The following is a 19,859-nucleotide window of genomic DNA, read 5'->3' as shown; positions in this document are numbered from 1 at the left end:
TTTGACCAAGACTATATTGGAAATGAGGTGACAACATGCCCATTACGAATCGATTTTCTACCACCACTAACGGCGCACTCGCTATTACAGGTAATACTTTAGGATTAAGTAAAATTAGTAATCAAAACCGTGCTGGTACAATCGGGGCAATTGGTGCGTTTATAACTACGAATACCGCTTTACAAGTACCTACTTTTCCCGCAGGTACAACGTTAACCTATACACAAAATAGTTCTACCGCTATTTTAAATATCCCTGCTGGTAGCACTATTCTTTACGCAGAACTCGTTTGGGGAGGAAACTATTTATCTCGTGATCAAAACATTACGAGTGTTCTAGGTAATCCCGTTTCATTTACAACACCCGTTTCAACATACTCAATTACTCCTTCAGCTGTTACAGCTTCAAATCAAACGTTCGTTTCAAACTCTATTACATTTGGCTTTTATACTCGTTCAGCAGACGTAACAACTCTTATTCAAGCTGGCGGTTCTGGTTCTTATACTACAGGAGCTGTCCCTGGACTTGTTGATCCTTTAGATGCTTCAAATGGATCCATTAACTCGGCCGGATGGACACTCATTGTCGCTTATCAAAACGGGACATTACCTGCAAGAAATTTAACTATTTACGTAGCTGGTAACCGTGTTTCTGCTGATACTGGTAGTGCAGATGTAGCTGTTTCAGGATTTTTAACACCCGCAGGAGGGCCTGTAAGCGGGAGATTATTTTTAAGCTCCACTGAAGGAGATGCAGATTTAATCGGGGATCAAGCTTTATTTGGGCCAAATTTCAGTTCATTAAATGCCTTATCTGGGCCAAATAATGCTGTAAATAACTTCTTCGGTTCTCAAATTAATAATGCCGCTGGAAACTTAGATACAACTGGGACATTTGGAACGCGAAATCAAAGTGCTTCTACAGGCACAAACATCTCAGCAGGAAGACAGGGCTGGGATATTACTTCTATTGATATTTCTCCTTATTTAACAAACTCACAAGTGTCCGCCGCAATCCGTTTAACTACTAACGGAGATGCGTATATGTTAAATACAGTCGGTTTACAAATCAACATAAATTCACCTACTATACAAGCAACGAAAAGCGTGAATAAAAGTGTTGCTGCAATTGGAGATATTCTCACTTATACAGTTACGATCCCTAATACCGGGCTTCTTCCTGCCAATAACGCTATTTTTATAGATAGTCTCCCTAACGGTACTTCTTTTATACCCGGCACTGTAACAGTAGATAACGTACCACAAACAAATGCTAATCCTGCGGCTGGTATATCTCTTGGAACAATCAATAATGGTGCTTCTCGTACAGTAACTTTCCAAGCTACCGTCGTTTCTCTTCCAAGTCAAAATCCTATCTCTAACACTGCTAATATTACATTTCAATATACACCAATCGCTGGAGGAACAACCTTTAACGGCCTTGCAACAAGCAATTCTGCTGGAACACAAATTAATCTGGCAGATATTAATGGAACAAAATCAGTTAACAAACTTTTTACCGATATTGGTGAAACATTAACTTACAGTATTGCCTTAGCTAATATAGGAAATATCGCTGCAACGAACGTTATATATACGGATCCGATTCCTAGCGGAACTACTTTCATTCCAGGTAGTGTAACTGTTAACGGAGTTACTCAAGCTGGAGCAAATCCCGCTAATGGTATACCAATTGTTTCGATTGCAGCAAATTCCACTACTACTGTTTCATTCCAAGTGCTCGTTCCTTCTATCCCTCAAACAAACCCAATATTAAATAGTGGAACAACAACATATCAATACATTCCTGTACCTAATCAACCAGCAGTAAGTGGGACTGATACGACAAATATTGTCTCCACTCAAGTGAATAATGCTACTGTATCAATGACGAAGGCAGTAGATAAAAATTTTGCAGATATTGGTGATACGCTAACGTACACCGTTTCCTTTACAGGTACAGGTAATACCAATGCAAATAACGTTATTTTTACAGATGTCATTCCTACTGGCACAACTTTTGTTCTAAACAGTTTAACAATAGATGGCACGACACAAGTAGGCGCAAATCCCGCTAACAGCGTGAATATTGGATCTATCCCAACAGGCACAACAAAAAATGTTACATTTCAAGTAGTAGTAAACACAATACCCGTGTCAAATGTCGTATCTAACGGATCAAGCGCTTCTTATCAATATACCGTCAATCCTAGCCAATCACCTGTTACGAAAAACATTTCTTCTAATCTCGTTTCCACTCAAATTAACAATGCGAATGTAACATTAACAAAATCAACTAATAAACAATTTGCCACAATTGGCGAAACGATAAGTTATACAATTCTTATTACAAACAGTGGAAATACATCTGCTACTAACGTACAACTAACAGATCCACTTCCAAATGGAACGATATTAAATCCTGGTACTGTAACACTAAACGGAGTTTTGCAAAATGTAGATTCTCTCGTCGCCTTACCTATTGGCACAATTCCTGGTGGAGCTACTTTTACCCTCTCTTTCCAAGTAACAGTCATCAATATTACCGCCCAAAACCCTATCATTAATAATGCCTTTGCTTCTTATCTGTATACTGTAAACCCAAGTCTGCCACCAACTTCAAAAACAGCAAATTCTAATTCTGTTACATCAACAATTAGACTAGCAAATCTCCACGTTAATAAATCTGTAGATAAAACATTTACGGAAGTTGGCGATGTATTAACTTACACCTTTGCTCTTACTAACGATGGAAATGTTGCAGCGAACAATGTATTACTATCTGATTCAATTGCGAATGGAACCGCCTTTGTCCCAAACAGCGTTATAGTTAACAGTGTTACTCAGCCAGGCGTTACACCAGCTAGCATCAATATTGGTAACATCAATGCTAATACTACAATTACAGCTTCATTCCAAGTAGTAATAACTAGCATTCCAAATCCAAACCCTATTTCAAATAGCGCTTCCATCTCCTATAACTTTATCGTTGATCCAAACACTTCACCTGTAAGTAAGAACACTACTTCAACCACTACATTTACTCAAGTAAACGATGCAAATGTCATTTCAGCCAAAACAGTGGATCGAGAGTTCGCTACCGTAGGGGATATATTAACTTATACTGTTACTTTGACGAATGCAGGAAGTGTTTCTGCTGATAGCCCTACTTTCGTAGATACGAATCCAGACGGTACTACCTTTATTCCAAACACTTTTCTTATTAATGGTGTACTTCAAAATAACGCAGATCCAAATATAGGTGTTCCGCTACCTTCCATTGCTGCTAACGGCTCACTTACCGTCTCTTATCAAGTAACCGTCACCTCTTTACCAACACAAAATCCAACATTAAATTCATCTAGTACACAGTATAGCTTTATTTTAAATCCGGGCGATCCACCAACTATAGAAACATCTGTAAGTAACACTGTAAGTACACAAATTAATTTAGCAAATGTAGTTATTGTCAAAGAAGTAGATTTAACTATCGCCGACGTCGGGCAACCAATCACATATACAATTTCTTTAGCTAATCTTGGCAATACTACAGCAAATAATGTTATTGTTACCGATATAATCCCTAATGGCACCACTATCGTTCCAAATAGTATTTTTATAGGTGGTGCTTTACAACTAGGTGCAGACCCTAGTGCCGGTCTTCAAGTGGGCTCCATTCCTTCGGGTGGTTTTACAACGATTGTGTTTCAAATAAGTGCAAATGGGCTACCTTCACCAAACCCAATTCAAAACAGCGCTGCACTTCAATATAGCTTTATCGCTGATCCAAACTTACCTGCTCTTGTTAGAAACACTGCTAGCAATATAGTAACTACACAAATTAATACTGCTAATATCGTTGCTACAAAACTAACGAGTACAAACTTCGCTGATATTGGTGATGTCATACTATATGCGACTATTTTAACGAATAACGGGAATATCCCTGCTGCTAATGTAACATTTACAGATATCATTCCAGCGGGTACCCTCTTCATTCCTAATACTGTAACGATTAATAATGTCCCTATAGCTAATGCAAATCCTGCTACCGGCATTTCGATTGGTACGATAGGAGCGAATTCATCACGCACCGTTGCATTCCAAGTTTTTGTACCAACTATCCCTGCTGTAAACCCAATTACAAATCAATCAGGCACAACATTCCAATATACGTATGATCCATCCAAACCAGCTGTAATGCAGATGGTTGCTTCTAACACTGTACAGACAACTATTAATAACGCCTCAATTGCCGCTACTAAATCGGCAGATAAACAGTTTGCTAACGTAAATGATATTATTACGTACACAACTACTTTAACGAATAACGGGAATACACCTGCATCAAATATAGTATTTACAGATGCTATCCCAAGCGGGACGTCTTTTATTCCAAATAGTGTAACAGTAAATAGGAATACACTGCCTAATGTAAATCCAGCAAGCGGAATTGCCATTGATCCAATAAATCCGAATGCAAATACGATTATCTCGTTCCAAGTACAAGTAAATTCTATCCCGAATCCAAATCCAATCCCGAACCAAAGCAATACAACGTACCAGTATGTCGTAGATCCTAACTTACCTCCAGCATCCGCTAATACGTTAAGTAACGTAATAACAACTCAAATTAATAACGCTACTATTGTCGCTACGAAGTCTGTGAATACACCGACAGCTGCAATTGGTGATATCGTTACCTATACGATTGCAGTAACAAATACAGGTAATATCCCTGCTAGTGCAACTGTTTTAACAGATGGGCTTGGCGCAGGAGCTTCATTTATCCAAAACTCCGTAACTATCAATAATGTTCCACAACCAGGATTAGATCCTTCACTTGGTGTTCACTTGGCAGATATTTCGCCAGGAGATACTGTATTCATTACTTTTCAAGCACAAATTTTAGCGATACCACCTAGTGGCACATTAACAAATAATGCTCTTGTAAATTATGAATATACCGTGAATCCAAACCAATCTCCTGCTGTTGGTAGCACCGTAACAAATACAACAGTTACACCAATTATTGACGCTACTTTAGTAATAAATAAAAGCGCTAGTACAACTTTCGCTACAATTGGTGATACAATTACATTCACTTCATCTATTACAAACACCGGAAATACTATTGCGAACAACATTATTTTTACTGATACAATTCCAAACGGTACTACCTTTATCCCAAATAGCTTTAAGATAAATGGTGTAACCGTTCCGAATGCAAATCCACAAAACGGTATCAATATTGGTAACTTGAATTCAAATGCATCTGCTACACTCAGTTTTCAAGTAAACATTACAACACTTCCAAACCCGAATCCCATCCCGAACAAATCATCGCTTCAATATAGCTTTATTGTAGATATAAATGAACCGCCAGTTTCACGAACAGTTCAATCTAATAAAACTTTTACACAAGTAAATACTGCTTCTGTTATCGCAACAAAAACTGCAAGCAGTGCTTTTGCTGCTGTTGGAGATACAATTACGTATACAACTACTCTCACTAATAGCGGAAATACTACCGCAAACACACCTGTTTTTATCGATATATTACCACCTGAACTTTCATTCGTTCCTGATAGCGTACAAATTAATACCATCCCACAACTTGGATTTAGACCAGATAGCGGGATTTCTTTAGACTCAATTCCAGTTGGAGGAACGACAACAATTAGCTTTCAAGCTATCGTTGGCTCAATACCAGCTACCAATCCAACTTTGAACCAATCTAGCACAACATACTTGATCATTGTTGATCCTACCCAGCCGCCTGTGACAGAAACAGCTACAAGTAATCCAACTTTAGTTCAAATTAACGAAGCAATTATTCAAGCAACGAAAAGTGTGGATCGACTATTTTCTGACGTAGCACCTGGAAATTCATTTTTAACGTATACTGTTTTATTGGAGAATATAGGAAACACAACTGCTACGAATATCATTTTTACAGATCCAATTCCAAATAATACAGTGTTTATAGAGGATAGCGTTCGAGTAGGCGGGGTTTTATTACCTGGGGTAAATCCCGCGAATGGGATACCAATTGGGGATATTATTGCAGGAGATTTTACAAACGTTACCTTCCGTGTGCAAGTAGTTAGCATTCCAAATCCAATTTTCACAATTGGACCTGGGGGGCCAAACTCACCAGTTGTAAACGGAGCTTCCATTGATTATCAATTTATGACAGGACCTAATTTACCACTCGTTTCAAGAAATACGACATCTAATCCCGTTTCGACACAAATAAATTCTGGGGAAATTGTGGCAATCAAATCTGTAGATAAAACTTTCGCGACAATTGGCGATACAATTTCTTATACGATTACATTAAATAACCCTGGAAATGTCACTTCACAAAATATAATTTTCACAGATATTTTACCTGACGGAACGACATTCATATCTGGCACTCTTACAAACGATTCTGGTACACAGCAAATCGGAAATCCAGCTAACGGGATTCAGATTGGAAATATAAACCCAAATGGAACGGCCGTTATTACCCTCAACGTGCTTGTTACAAACATTCCAAGTATAAATCCAATTTCTAATTCTAGTTCTGTACAATTTTCACATGTGGTCGACCCTAGCCAACCTGCCGTATCACAAACGAATGTATCTAATACGGTTTCGACAACTATTAACAGTGCGATATTAACAACCCAAAAAAGTGTGGATAAATCTATTATTTCCGTCGGGGATACACTTACGTATACAACAACTATTACAAATACAGGAAATACACCAGCTACAAATATAACTTTTACAAGTGCAATTCCTCCTAGTACTACTTTTATACCAGATTCCGTCACAATAAATGGCATCCAACAGCTTGGTGCACAGCCAGCACTCGGAGTAAATATACCAAATATCGCGCCTGGTGAAACAGTAACTGTTACCTTCCAAGTAAATGTTATTTCTGTTCCTCCTTCAAGTTCAATTATGGGTAACGATACAATATTATATTCTTATACTGTTGATCCAAACGGAACTCCTGCTACTACTTCTACTTCAACGAATATTGTCACAAACCCAGTATTAGATGCTATGATAACGATGATAAAATCGGTCGATCAAACGCTTGTAACACTAGGCGATACCATTACCTATACGACAATTTTAACGAATAACGGCAATACAAATGCAACGAATATTACTTTCACTGACCTTATACCAGATGGTACAACATTTATTACTGACAGCGTTACAATAAATGGAATCACACAAATTGGATTGAATCCTAATACAGGCATAACGATTGGATCAATTGCCCCTAACAGCTCAATATCTATAGCATTTCAAGTGACTGCTACTTCTACCCCTGTTCAAAATCCTATTGCCAATTCCGCTAGTGCTTCTTACACATTTATCGCTGATCCCAATGCACCTATTGTTTCAAGAAATGTTACTTCAAACACAACGTTTACTACAATTAATACTGCTACCATTCTTTCATCGAAACAAGTTGATAAAGCTTTTAGCCACATCGGAGATACACTCACTTATACTGTCACTTTAACAAACAATGGAAATTCCTCCGCACAAAATGTTATTTTCACAGATGCTATGTCGAGCGGAACGACATTTATTACAAATTCATTTTCTATTAATGGAATTCCTCAAAGTGGTGCAGATCCAACAAACGGTGTAAATATTGGGCCGATAACAGCTGGGGCTACAGTAACTGTTTCATTCCAAGTAAATGTGACCTCATTACCAACCCAAAACCCAATTGTAAATTTCTCATCAACATCGTACCAATTAGTCTCACCACCTGATGCAGAAACTTCAATTAGTAATCCTGTTTCAACACAAATTAAAGAAGCAATATTATCTATGACGAAAAATGAAAGTGTATCCTTTGCAGATATCGGGCAAACTGCTTTTTATACTACTTCTATTACCAATGTAGGCAATTCCGATGCAACTAATATTGTATTCACAGATGCATTACAAAGTGGACTCACATTTGTTCCTAACACATTAACTGTCGATGGCGTTTTACAACCTAACGCGGATCCAAATACAGGTGTATTACTTGCAACACTTCCACCAAATGAAATATATAGTATCGTCTTTCAAGTTACAGTAAACAATATTCCCCCTAGTAACCCAGCACCAAATACAGCAGCAACGACGTATGAGTTTACTGTTGATCCTGTTAATCCCCCCATTTCAAGTGCAGCTACTTCCAACACTACACTTCTTCAAACAAACAACGCAACTATTATTAGCACAAAAACAGCAGATCTTACTTTCGCGGACATTGGTAATACAATAACATTTACACTTAACCTCCCTAATACCGGGAATGTGACCGCAACTGATGTAACTATTATCGATATTCTTAATAGCAATTTAAGTTTCGTTCCAAATAGTTTCACAGTTAATGGGCAAACCATTCTAAACGCTGATTTATCAACGGGGGTAAATATTGGTTCCATTAATGGTGGTAATACGGCAATCGTTACATTCCAAGCAACTGTTATTACACTTCCAACACTTAATCCTATTTCTAATTCTGCTTCTACCACATATCATTATGTCGTTGACCCTAACCAGCCACCTATTACAACTTCCAATCAATCTAATACAACGACAACACAAATTAATAGCGCTATCCTTACTGCACAAAAAAATTCAAATGTATCAACGGTAGATATCGGGCAGGATATTACCTACACCGTTACAATTACAAATGGCGGAAATGTTAGTGCAACGAATGTTATTTTTACCGATCTTATTCCAGACGGAACTTCCTTTGAACCGAATAGCTTTACACTGAACGGAACTACCATCCCAAATGCAGACATCATTACAGGCGTTCCAATCGGTGATATCGCGCCAAACGAATCTGTCATCGTAGCATTTCACATTATCGCCAATGAAATTCCGCCTATAAATCCAATTACTAATCAAGCTAGCGTTAGCTTTCAACATATCGTTAATCCAGCTAATCCTCCAGTTTCAAAAAATATTATTTCTAACAACGTGACAACAAAAATTGAAAGTGCTATTTTAAATACTATTAAAATAGGAGATAAAACTTTTGCAACGATTGGTGATACAATTACGTATACAACGACTATTACGAACACAGGCAATATTCCTGCTAACAACGCTATATTCTCAGACCCTTTACCATCGTGGACACAATTTGTTGCAGGATCAGTTATTGTTGATGGCACTCCATTACCATCGGCTTCTATCATTGACGGTGTTGGCATAAATACAATCAATCCAAATCAAACTGTTACAATCATATTCCAAGTACAAATCGTAAGTAATCCAACAACGTTCACACCTGAACTCCAAAACTTAGGATTTGTTAACTTCCAATATAACGTAGGCAATGCATTACTAGCTCAGCCTGGCAATGTGGAAACGAATGTCTTCGTTACTTCTATTAATACAGCCATACTTTCAGCTGTAAAAACTGCTAATACAGCCTTTGCAAATATTGGAGATAGGATCACTTATACAGTTTCGATTCAAAATAACGGCAATACAAACGCTACGAATGTAAATTTCTCAGACCCAGTTCCAACTGGAACGACCTTTGTTGAAAATAGTTTTGCTGTAAATGGAAGTACTATTCCAGGCGCAAATCCAAATAACGGAGTGAATATCGGAACAGTTAGCGCAGGTAGTTCCTTAACCGTTACTTTCCAAGTCATAGTTACATCTACTCCACCTTCAAATCCGATTACAAACGTAGCATCTATTCAATACGCATTCATCGTTGATCCGGCCTCTCCTCCTGTTACAGGCACGATAAATTCTAATAGCGCTTCAACACAAATTAATAACGCGACTGTTACAACTGTTTTACAAGCAAATCGTTCAATTGTATCTATCGGGGATGTAATTACGTATACAGCAACATTAACGAATACTGGAAACTTCCCTGCAAACTCTGTATTACTCATTAACGGAGTTCCTGAAGGAGCATTATTTGTTCCAAATAGTGTTACGCTCAACGGGAGTTCACTTCCAGATGCAAGTCCAACTCTCGGTATTCCAGTTGGTATTATCGCACCAGGTGATTCCGCTACTATTACGTTCCAATTTCTTGCAAGTTCTATTCCACCGCAAGGAGCGATTATAAATCAAGCACTTACAAGTTACACGTATATTGTCGATCCAAGTCAACCTCCTGTTACAGCAACATCCTCGTCTAATACGGTTAATACAGCTGTTGTTGATGCATCGTTATCCGTAATTAAAAGTACAGATTCTCTCGTACAATCTACTGACGGTACAATCACTTACACAGTAGTCGTTCAAAATAACGGAAATACTACTGCAAATACAGTTACTTTAACAGATTTGGTCCCAGAAGGAACTGCATTTATTCCGAATAGCGTTACCATTAATGGTGTTTCTGTTCCAGGTGCCGATCCTAACGTAGGAATACCATTAAACTCCATCACACCGTCAGAAATCGTCACTGTAACATTCCAGGTTATCGTTCAATCTATACCAAGCGTGAACCCAATTTCTAATACAGCCCGTATTGACTATACTTTTATCGCCGATCCAACTGCTCCTATCATCTCTCGAACAATTACGTCTAATCCTGCTTTCACACAAATTTCGGATGCGACTATCCTTTCTTTAAAAGCAGTCAATGCACCTCAAGCAACAACAGGTGATATTTTGACTTACACAATAACACTAGAAAATACCGGAAATATTCCAGCTACTAATCTCATATTTTCAGATACTATCTCCCAAAATACTACATTCGTAGAAAATAGTTTTACACTTAACGGAACAACTATACTTGGTGCTAATCCAAATGTAGGTGTTACTTTACCTACCCTAGCAGCAAACGCTACTCATCTTATTTCGTTCCAAATTCTTATTAACGATTCATTCTCGCAAGAATCGATTACAAATCAATCCAATACAACATATACAATCCAACCAGACCCAGGGCAACCGCCTATTACTGAAACATCTACTAGTAATATCGTCATTACAAATTTCGTGCAAGCACAATTGACAATTACTAAAACATCCAATCCAACAACTGTAGATATTGGCGGAACTATACTTTATATTTCTGAAGTGAAAAATATCGGTAATGTTGACGCAATAAATATTAATTTCACAGATTTTATTCCAGCTGGGACTACATTCGTTCCCGATAGTGTCACAATTAATGGTGTCCTTCAGCCAGGTGTAAATCCTGAAAACGGAATACCGATTGGAACAATTCCAGCAAACAGTTCCAAAACGATACTATTTCAAGTGCAAACAAATAATCCACCTACTGAAACCGAAATTGCAAATCAATCTTCAGCAACTTACCAATATGTAAGTATTCCTACAGCCCCACCAGTAAATCGCTCTGCAAATTCTAACATTGTTACAACATCACTTCAAAATGCAAATATTATTTCTGTTAAAAGCGCGGATGTAAATTTCATATCAATCGGGCAAATTATTACCTACACAAATACACTACAAAATATAGGAACCGTTCCGGCTAACAATACCGTGTTCATTGATAACATTCCAGAAGGTACTATATTCATTGAGGATAGCTTAGCAATAAATAATGTAACTCAGCCTGGCGCTAATCCTGAAAACGGAGTAACTCTCGGCACGATACAACCAAATGAAACAGTCACTATTTCATTCCAAGTACAACTTACAAATATACCAGAGGGCAATACAGTCATTAATATTTCAGACACTTCGTACGAATACCAAATTGACCCTAGTTCTCCAATTATTCAGCGTAGATCGTTATCAAATGCAGTAAATACTGAAGTGCGAACGGCAAATGTTAGTGCAATTAAATCCGCTAACAGATCCATTACACGTATCGGTCAAATCATCACATATACAGTCGCAGTTACAAACGCCGGTACAATACCTATTACAAATACTCTCCTACTTGACGCAATTGCTTCTGGCACCACATTCGTTCCAAATAGCATTCTTGTAGATGGCGTACCAAGACCTAACGAAAATCCAATTACCGGTATTAATCTTGATATAATTCTTCCAAATAATACGATTATTGTTACGTTCCAAGTAAGCGTAGTCTCTATACCGCCACAAAATAACATTAATAATATCGCCGTCATTCACTATGAGTATCGACCAGACCCAAGCGGACCACCAATTTCAGAAACAACCTCTTCCAATAGTACAAATATACAATTTATTGATGCTATTCTTATTGCTACAAAATCCGCTAATACTGTATTAGCTAACATTGATGAAACCATTGAATATACAGTATTCATTCAAAATAATGGATCGACTACAACTAACTCCATCTTTTTTACAGATACTATAGCGGATGGAACAGTATTTATTCCAGGAAGTGTAATAGTTAACAATACTGTACTTCCTGCAGCAGATCCGAATATCGGCTTTTCCATTCCTAATGTCGCAGCAGGTCAAATGGCTACAATAACATTCCAAGTTTCCGTTACGAATTTACCTGCTGTAAATCCAACACCTAATACTGCAAACATCGTTTACGACTTTATTTTCAATCCTGACTTTGCGCCAATTCAAAAATCTACTACTTCCAATACTACTTTCGTTCAAATTAATGATGCTGATATCATTTCACTTAAAACTGTTGATTTGACCTCTGTAACAATTGGTGACATTTTAACTTATACAACAACTTTAACGAATACAGGGAATACGGATGCCACTACTGTTGTATTTACAGACAATATACCTGATGGAACAACCTTTATTGACGGTAGCGTTTTAGTAAATAACATTCCTCAGCTTAACGCCAACCCAAGTGTAGGTATACTTGTAGGAACGATTGCTCCTAATATTTCTATCCCAGTCACATTTTCTGTTACCGTCGTAGCTCTTCCTGCTAGCGGCCATGTTCAAAATCAATCAACTTCTCGTTATACAATAAACGTGGAAGAACAAATATCGACTAGCAATATTACCTTCACTGAAGTTATTTCTGCTAATGTAATTGCGACAAAAACAACGCCTATCCAATATGCTGACTTACAAACTATCATCCCTTATACAATTTCCATCATAAATAACGGAAATATACAAGTCGAAAACATTATTGTTACAGATATCATCCCAGCAAATACGAGCTTTATAGAGAATAGTGTTATCGTGAACGGCAACGCTCGGCCAAATGACAACCCTCTTAACGGTATACAAATTGATAACATTCCGCCTAATACGACAGCAACTATTCTATTCCAAGTACGGGTTACTTCGATTCCACAAACAAATCCAATCTCTAACACGAGTACAATTGAATATGAATACACGGTACCAGATCGACCACCTATTACCGAAACTATTATTTCATCAGCTGCCGCAACAGAAATTAATCACGCGAATTTGAATAGTAATAAAGCTGTTGATCTTGCATTTGCAACGGTTGGTGATACGTTAACGTATACGATTACACTAAATCAAACCGGTAATGTTGCAGTAAATGATGTAATCATTCAAGATATTATCCCTCAAGGTACTACGTTTATAGAAAATAGCGTCATTGTAAACGGAGAAACTCTTCCAGGAGCGAATCCAGTAAGTGGCATACCAATTGGTACTATAATTGTAGGTGGAGACGCTATCGTTTCATTCCAAGTAACTGTGACTTCTATTCCAACACCAAATGAACTAAACAACAACGCAATTACTACTTTTAACTATATAGTCAGCCCAAATAACGTACCCGTTACAAATACGACTATAACAAATACCGTCACAACTACTGTCCAAAATGATAATGTCATTGCCATAAAATCTGTTGATGTAACGAATGCCTTACCTGCTCAAACTTTAACGTATACAATTACGATTACGAATAGCGGTAATGTAACGATTGAAGACCTTCTTGCCATAGACACCGTACCAATAGATACGACTTTTGTTGCTGGTAGTGTTACGATTAACGGAATCAATCAGCCTAATGAGAATCCTGAAAATGGTATTACGTTAGGAAATCTTGCTCCTAATGACTCTGTCATTATTACGTTCCAAGTGACAATATCTTCTTCTACTCTTCAACCTACAATTAATAACGATGCTTCTGTTTCCTATACCGTTATCATTGATCCAACAAAACCACCTATTACAATTACAAAGCAAACAAATACCGTTACAACGACAGTCATTGATCCAATGGTTCGTATTGAAAAAACAGCTGACAAATCTATTGTCGTTATAGGAGATATCATTACATTCACATTAGCGGTATTTAATCACTCCCCAATTCCGACAATCAGCACTTCTGTTATAGACACAATTCCAGCTGGTACAACATTTATAGAAAACAGCGTAACAATTAACGGTACTCCCGTTCCAAATGTTCGTCCAGACACTGGTATTAATATCGGCTCTTTACCTGCAGATTCAGTAGCAACTATAACATTTCAAGTCCTCGTAACTTCTATTCCTTCAAACAGTACAATTATAAATTCTGCAACAGTTACCGCTGCCTTTCAATTGACACCACAGGATCCAATTATTACTTTCATTGTTAATTCAAATATCGTTCGTATACCAGTTCAATTTATAACTACAACAGTCACGAAAAATGCTTCCGTCAGCTCTGCTTATTTAAATCAATATTTTGATTACACGGTGCGCATTACGAATACTTCCAAAATTTCACTCTCAAATATTTCATTACAAGATACTATTCCAGCAGGTTTACAATTTATAAACGGCACTGTCTTTATTAACGGTGAACGCTCTCCACTAGCGAATCCGAATATCGGTTTCCTAGTCGCTACTAATTTGGAACCAAACGAAACAATTATCGTGTTATTCACAGTACAAGTAATAAGTCCACCTGTTAATAATGAATTTAAAAATACGGCCAATATTTCGTTACAACTTCAAGTCTCACCTACCGACCCACCAATTACAGTAACCGTTACAAGTAACGAAAACATCGTCACCTTTGTTTCAGAAAATCCAGATGAAACACTTCCAAATTTAAATTGCTTCTTTGACGGTGAGCGCTTCATTCGTATTACTCCTCGAAATGTACGAAATTACCTTTGGACTTGGATTTGGTGGAAGTAATTGAAACAAAAAAGAGATTGTAGTTTGGTTGAAACCAAATTACAATCTCTTTTTCATTACCTATATTCCACTACGTTGTAACTCGTCCAATGATATACGATTAAACACCATCTCAAGTTATTTTAGTCGTAATAAGTTGGCCAGCTTCATTAATAGTAACTTTCCATTTCACTCCACTAGCAGTCTTCATGATTATACCTTTACTTGCCTCTATTTCAATATCTCCAAACATTCTTCCTCCAGTTGTCGCTAACCAAGCACTCCCATTTTCCATAGAAGATCTTGCAAAGATACGATTAATTCGAAAACGCTTATGGTCTTGAGAATAACCACTTAATGTAATTCTAACTTTATATAACTGACTCGCCTTCATATTCGATATAATTGTATCGCCAACATTTAATGGAACATCCAACGCGATAACCCAACTTCCAGTTGCACTTAATGCATATTCAATTTTAATTTTCTTTGGACTCTCTCCCCACCCAAAATACATTCCAAAACAATTTAACATTTGTATTGGTTTTTTCGTAAAATCAAGTTCAATGACAACTGGGTTACTATCTGGAACGTCAATATAGTTTACACTTTGCTCATCTATTAAATTAAAGCAATTGGCTAGATTTCCCCCATACGGTACTTTCCCACTTACTTGTTTAACATTATATTTCTGCTGAGCATTTACTAAAATATCATCTTGATTTCCTATTAAATGAGGTCTATTTAACGTCAAAGGTAACTGAATTCGTAGGGATTCTTCATAAGTAGACTTACAAACATTGTATTGTCCTTTATCTACAATAGTTGTCGAAAGCAGATTTGAAAAAAGGTAGTTACGATGAGAATTGGAAGAAAATTCAATAACAATTTGTTCACTACTCATCCGGTACGTATCCCAAATCATACAATCAAATGTATTATACGCACCTGAACAACGAATTACTTTTTCCGTTTGTTGTCTACATTGCACTTGAATATCATGAAACGTATTTCCTGAACTTTCATTTGGCAAATCACTATTTCCATCTACTTCAATCCCATACACACATCCATCAATAAATATAGATTGAAATACATTGGCGTTAATCCAGCAAGGTGTATTGATATCATTTATATATTCTGTCTTCAAATGTATTGCAGTTTGAAAGTTTTTAATTTGAATAAATTTAACTTGAAAGAAACTAATAAAATCCCATGCCTTTTGACAATAAAAATGTATAGCTTTTCCTTTATACGATGGAGTTGTATTTATTATATTTATATTTGATATAACAGATTGATTAGGTACTTCGATTTGTTGTGAACCAGAAACATAAATAACAGCAGATTGAAACAATGGATTTATAACTTGAAGAGTACCACCAACTATCGAAGCGTTACTTTGTAGCTCAAATGCATTAAAATCCCCATCAATTTGCAGTGTTACGGTAGGATCCAACTCTAATCTTACGTTTGATTTAATAACAATTGGCTTTACAATTTTGTACGTATTTACCCCTGTAATTCTAACCGTCGAAATTCGATTCGCTACACAATAATCAATAGCTTGCTGAATTGCTAATGAGCTATCATTTCCCGAGTTTGGAACTGCGCCAAAACAATCAATATGAACGCTACTTTCTGGCGCACAATCTTCTTGGGATGAAATATATTCTGACAAAATAAATTCACTCCTCATATTACCTTTTTCATATAATATGTGAGTTGTCTCTTAAAAGTTTCTATAATAAAAAAAACAAACGACCTACTCGGTCATTTGTTTAATTCATATATATTTTTCGTTTCCTCTATCATTTTAGTTAACGAGAAATATCTCATTGCTTTCTCTCGTGCTTTCAATCTAATAGCAGTTACCTTTTCTTCATTCCCTTGTAGTTCCTCAAGCGCACTTGCGAATTTGGATTCGCAATATTCAGATATCAAAACACCTGACTCTCCATCTATTACCGCTTCATGTATTCCGCCAACATCTATTGAAACAATTGGTGTCCCTGTAGCCATCGCTTCAATTACTACCATTGGAAACACTTCACGAAAAGATAATAAAAGTAAGGCATCCATATTCCCTATAAACTCATGCGGCTCTGAAATATTCCCTAGCATCTTCATCCTTTGCTGCAATCCATATTTTTCTATTTCTTTCATAATCGATTCTTTCTCTGGTCCATCACCAGCAATATAAAACATAAAATCATTTCTCTTTTTCAACACATTTGCAATTTTGACAAATAGTTGATGGTTTTTCTCTTTGGATAATCTAGCTAATATCCCTATTTTATATGTAGGTTCTTTCTTTTTCTGCTGGAATAAAAACTTTTCAATATCGACACCGTTATAAATTGTATTTATTTTTTCTTCTGCTACATGAATTGAAATTAAATTATTCTTTTCAAACTCACTTACTGTAATAATATTGTTTACATATTTATTCATGAAATAACGAAAAAGCGTTGGCATTTTCTTTTCTAATATCGTTACATTATGCTTCGTATAAACAATTTTCATCTTTTTTTTAATAAACTTTTGAATTAGAAAAGCATATAATACCATTCGCAAACTATTTGCATGAATAAGTTCTATCTTTCGTTTACAAATTTCGTTTCGTAAATAATAAATATTTCTCAAATGATTCCATCGACTAAGTAATATAAAATTTTCTTTTCTAGTAAGAGATTCATATAGTTCTCCATCACCTGCAGCTGTATAAATCTTAAAATCATCATAACGCAAATTACTTTCCAATTTACAGAAATAGCTTTCGGCTCCGCCAGTTATCAATTTATCTGTCATCAACAGTATATTCATAATTGCGTCTTCCCAACTACATTGATTTTATTTTTTTTATAAGCATGATAAGCATACTTACTAAAATAGTAAAAAATTTGCACCGAATTCAGTCGTTCTTGTTCCCTTAACAATTTCCAATACCGAAAAGCTGCTCTAATTTTATTTCTAGAAACAGAATTTGTAACAATTCTATATTTTGCTAACACTTGCTGTATCCCTTTTGCTTCATACCCTTCATGTAATAAGTTCAGCCATAACGCTGTATCCTCCGGCTGTATACTAGGCATTTCGACATACGGAATTTTTTCACGATCAATCATCACTGTTAAACACCCGATAATTGTATTTCCTACTAAATAATGATAGTCAACAGATTTTGGTACACTCACTTCACGATTTAATTCATTACCATTTTCATCAATTAAACTATACGACGCATATGAAAAAGCTATATTCATTTCTTCCATAAATAACAATTGTGTCTTCAATTTATGTGGCAACCATATATCATCACTATCTAAAAAGGCAATGTACCTTCCTCTTGCCTCTTGGATCGCTAAATTCCGAGCTTTAGCAGCACCAACATTTTCTTTTAATGATAATAACCTAATTCGTGAGTCTCCTTCTATTATCTCTTTAATTTTTGCGGCAGATTGGTCGGTTGAACCGTCATCAACGATAATCATTTCCCAGTTTTCATACGATTGATTCTGTACAGATGAAATTGTCTCACCTATAAATCGTATACTATTATAAGAAGGTGTTATTACAGAAACATAAGGCGGCTCGTTATGTGCTGATAGACATTTTACCATCTATCTTTCCCCTTCCTTCATATATTGAAATATACTTCACAACAACTGCTAAAAATAAAAAGAACGCTTCGTTAATAATGAGTGACAATGACATCATCTGAAATAAAAATGCAATCATAGTCAATAGAAGATATGGTTTTTCACGAAACAAAGTATGCTGCGCTAGCTTGAACATTAATATGAATAAAAACGCGCTATATAGAAGAAAACCAATTGTACCCGATTCAGACAAAATTTCTAAAAATGTATTGTGTACATATAATTTTTCATTAAATTGATACTCATAATAATTCGAAAAGTTAAAAGCGCCGATTCCAATATATGGATTGGATAAATAATATTTAAAAGCAGCTTCCCATAATGTAAATCTACCACTTCCATTATCATGGGAAAAATCAGAAATTCGTTTATTTAATATATCATCTAATTGGCCCCCCATTACACTATTCGATAAACTAAAAATAACTACACTAAACAATACTAAACTCATAATTATTTTTATTTTTTTGGCGAAACTAGACATACATATATATACAAAAACGACAAGTACAAGCGCTAATATACCGCCCCTTGAAAAGGTTAATAGACTTGTCGTAACACATAAAATCAATCCTAAGATGTTAGTAATATTTTGTAAATTCGTCATATAGTACATAAAAAATATTGTATTATAAAAAATAAAAATGTTAGGATCATCTAGCAATCCAATTAATCGTGGATATCCTCTATCCACTAATAACCCAGCAAAAATTTCTCTCTCTTCTCCACCGTATAAACTAAAGTATTGTAAACCAATTATATATAGTATTAGACTTACAACATTAAATACTACTCCTACATAAGCAATAGATGATTCAAGTACCACTATTTCAGTATTCCTCAATAAATTCCTCATTATAAAATAGCATCCTAAAACGAGTAGCACGCCAAAAATCATACGAATACTAGCATTTAAATACATAGAAAGAATTCCACTTAAACAATAAATGAAATAAAACAGTAAAAATACAACTTCATGAAAATATAACTTTTGAATATGAAAGTTTTTAATTGTTAAACAAAAATATATGCCTAAAAAAATCATATATATCTTCAATGAAAATCCAATATATAAATTGTATTTACTTAACATAACAAATAATATTAGAAGAATAATCCATCCCATCGATACTTTCATATTATTTTCCAT

At 35.9% G+C, this 19,859-nt stretch carries 5 protein-coding genes; 1 reads left to right on the top strand and 4 read right to left on the bottom strand.

The features are described 5' to 3' along the window. Positions 1–35: 35 nt before the first annotated feature. Entirely contained in the window at positions 36–15,068 is a 15,033-nt protein-coding gene (locus NST27_RS08000; RefSeq protein ID WP_047385823.1) for a DUF11 domain-containing protein, read from the top strand. Between the two features lie 112 nt (positions 15,069–15,180). Here NST27_RS08000 and NST27_RS07995 read toward each other — a convergent pair whose 3' ends face one another. The 4 genes from NST27_RS07995 to NST27_RS07980 all read right to left on the bottom strand — a co-directional run bounded on the left by NST27_RS07995 (position 15,181) and on the right by NST27_RS07980 (position 19,859). After that, the gene (locus NST27_RS07995; protein ID WP_000006061.1) at positions 15,181–16,728 is read right to left on the bottom strand and encodes a hypothetical protein; all 1,548 of its coding nucleotides are present in this window, start codon (positions 16,726–16,728) and stop codon (positions 15,181–15,183) included. 92 nt (positions 16,729–16,820) lie between these two features. Continuing rightward, positions 16,821–17,873 carry a glycosyltransferase family 4 protein gene (locus tag NST27_RS07990; RefSeq protein ID WP_001023699.1) on the bottom strand — a complete coding sequence of 351 codons (1,053 nt, stop codon included), beginning with the start codon at positions 17,871–17,873 and terminating at the stop codon, positions 16,821–16,823. Beyond that, positions 17,870–18,670 (bottom strand): glycosyltransferase family 2 protein, encoded by an 801-nt coding sequence (locus tag NST27_RS07985; RefSeq protein WP_000237686.1) that lies wholly within the window; start codon positions 18,668–18,670, stop codon positions 17,870–17,872. The genes NST27_RS07990 and NST27_RS07985 overlap by 4 nt, the downstream gene beginning before the upstream one ends. Beyond that, on the bottom strand, positions 18,645–19,859 hold the full coding sequence (locus tag NST27_RS07980) for an O-antigen ligase family protein (protein WP_000429866.1): 1,215 nt from the start codon (positions 19,857–19,859) through the stop codon (positions 18,645–18,647). The genes NST27_RS07985 and NST27_RS07980 overlap by 26 nt, the downstream gene beginning before the upstream one ends.

The organism is Bacillus sp. FSL W8-0770 (genome assembly GCF_038008705.1).
Taxonomy (GTDB): Bacteria; Bacillota; Bacilli; order Bacillales; family Bacillaceae_G; genus Bacillus_A; species Bacillus_A cereus.
Note: the sequence above shows the minus strand (reverse complement) of the source record. Positions and strands in the feature narration are given on the sequence as shown.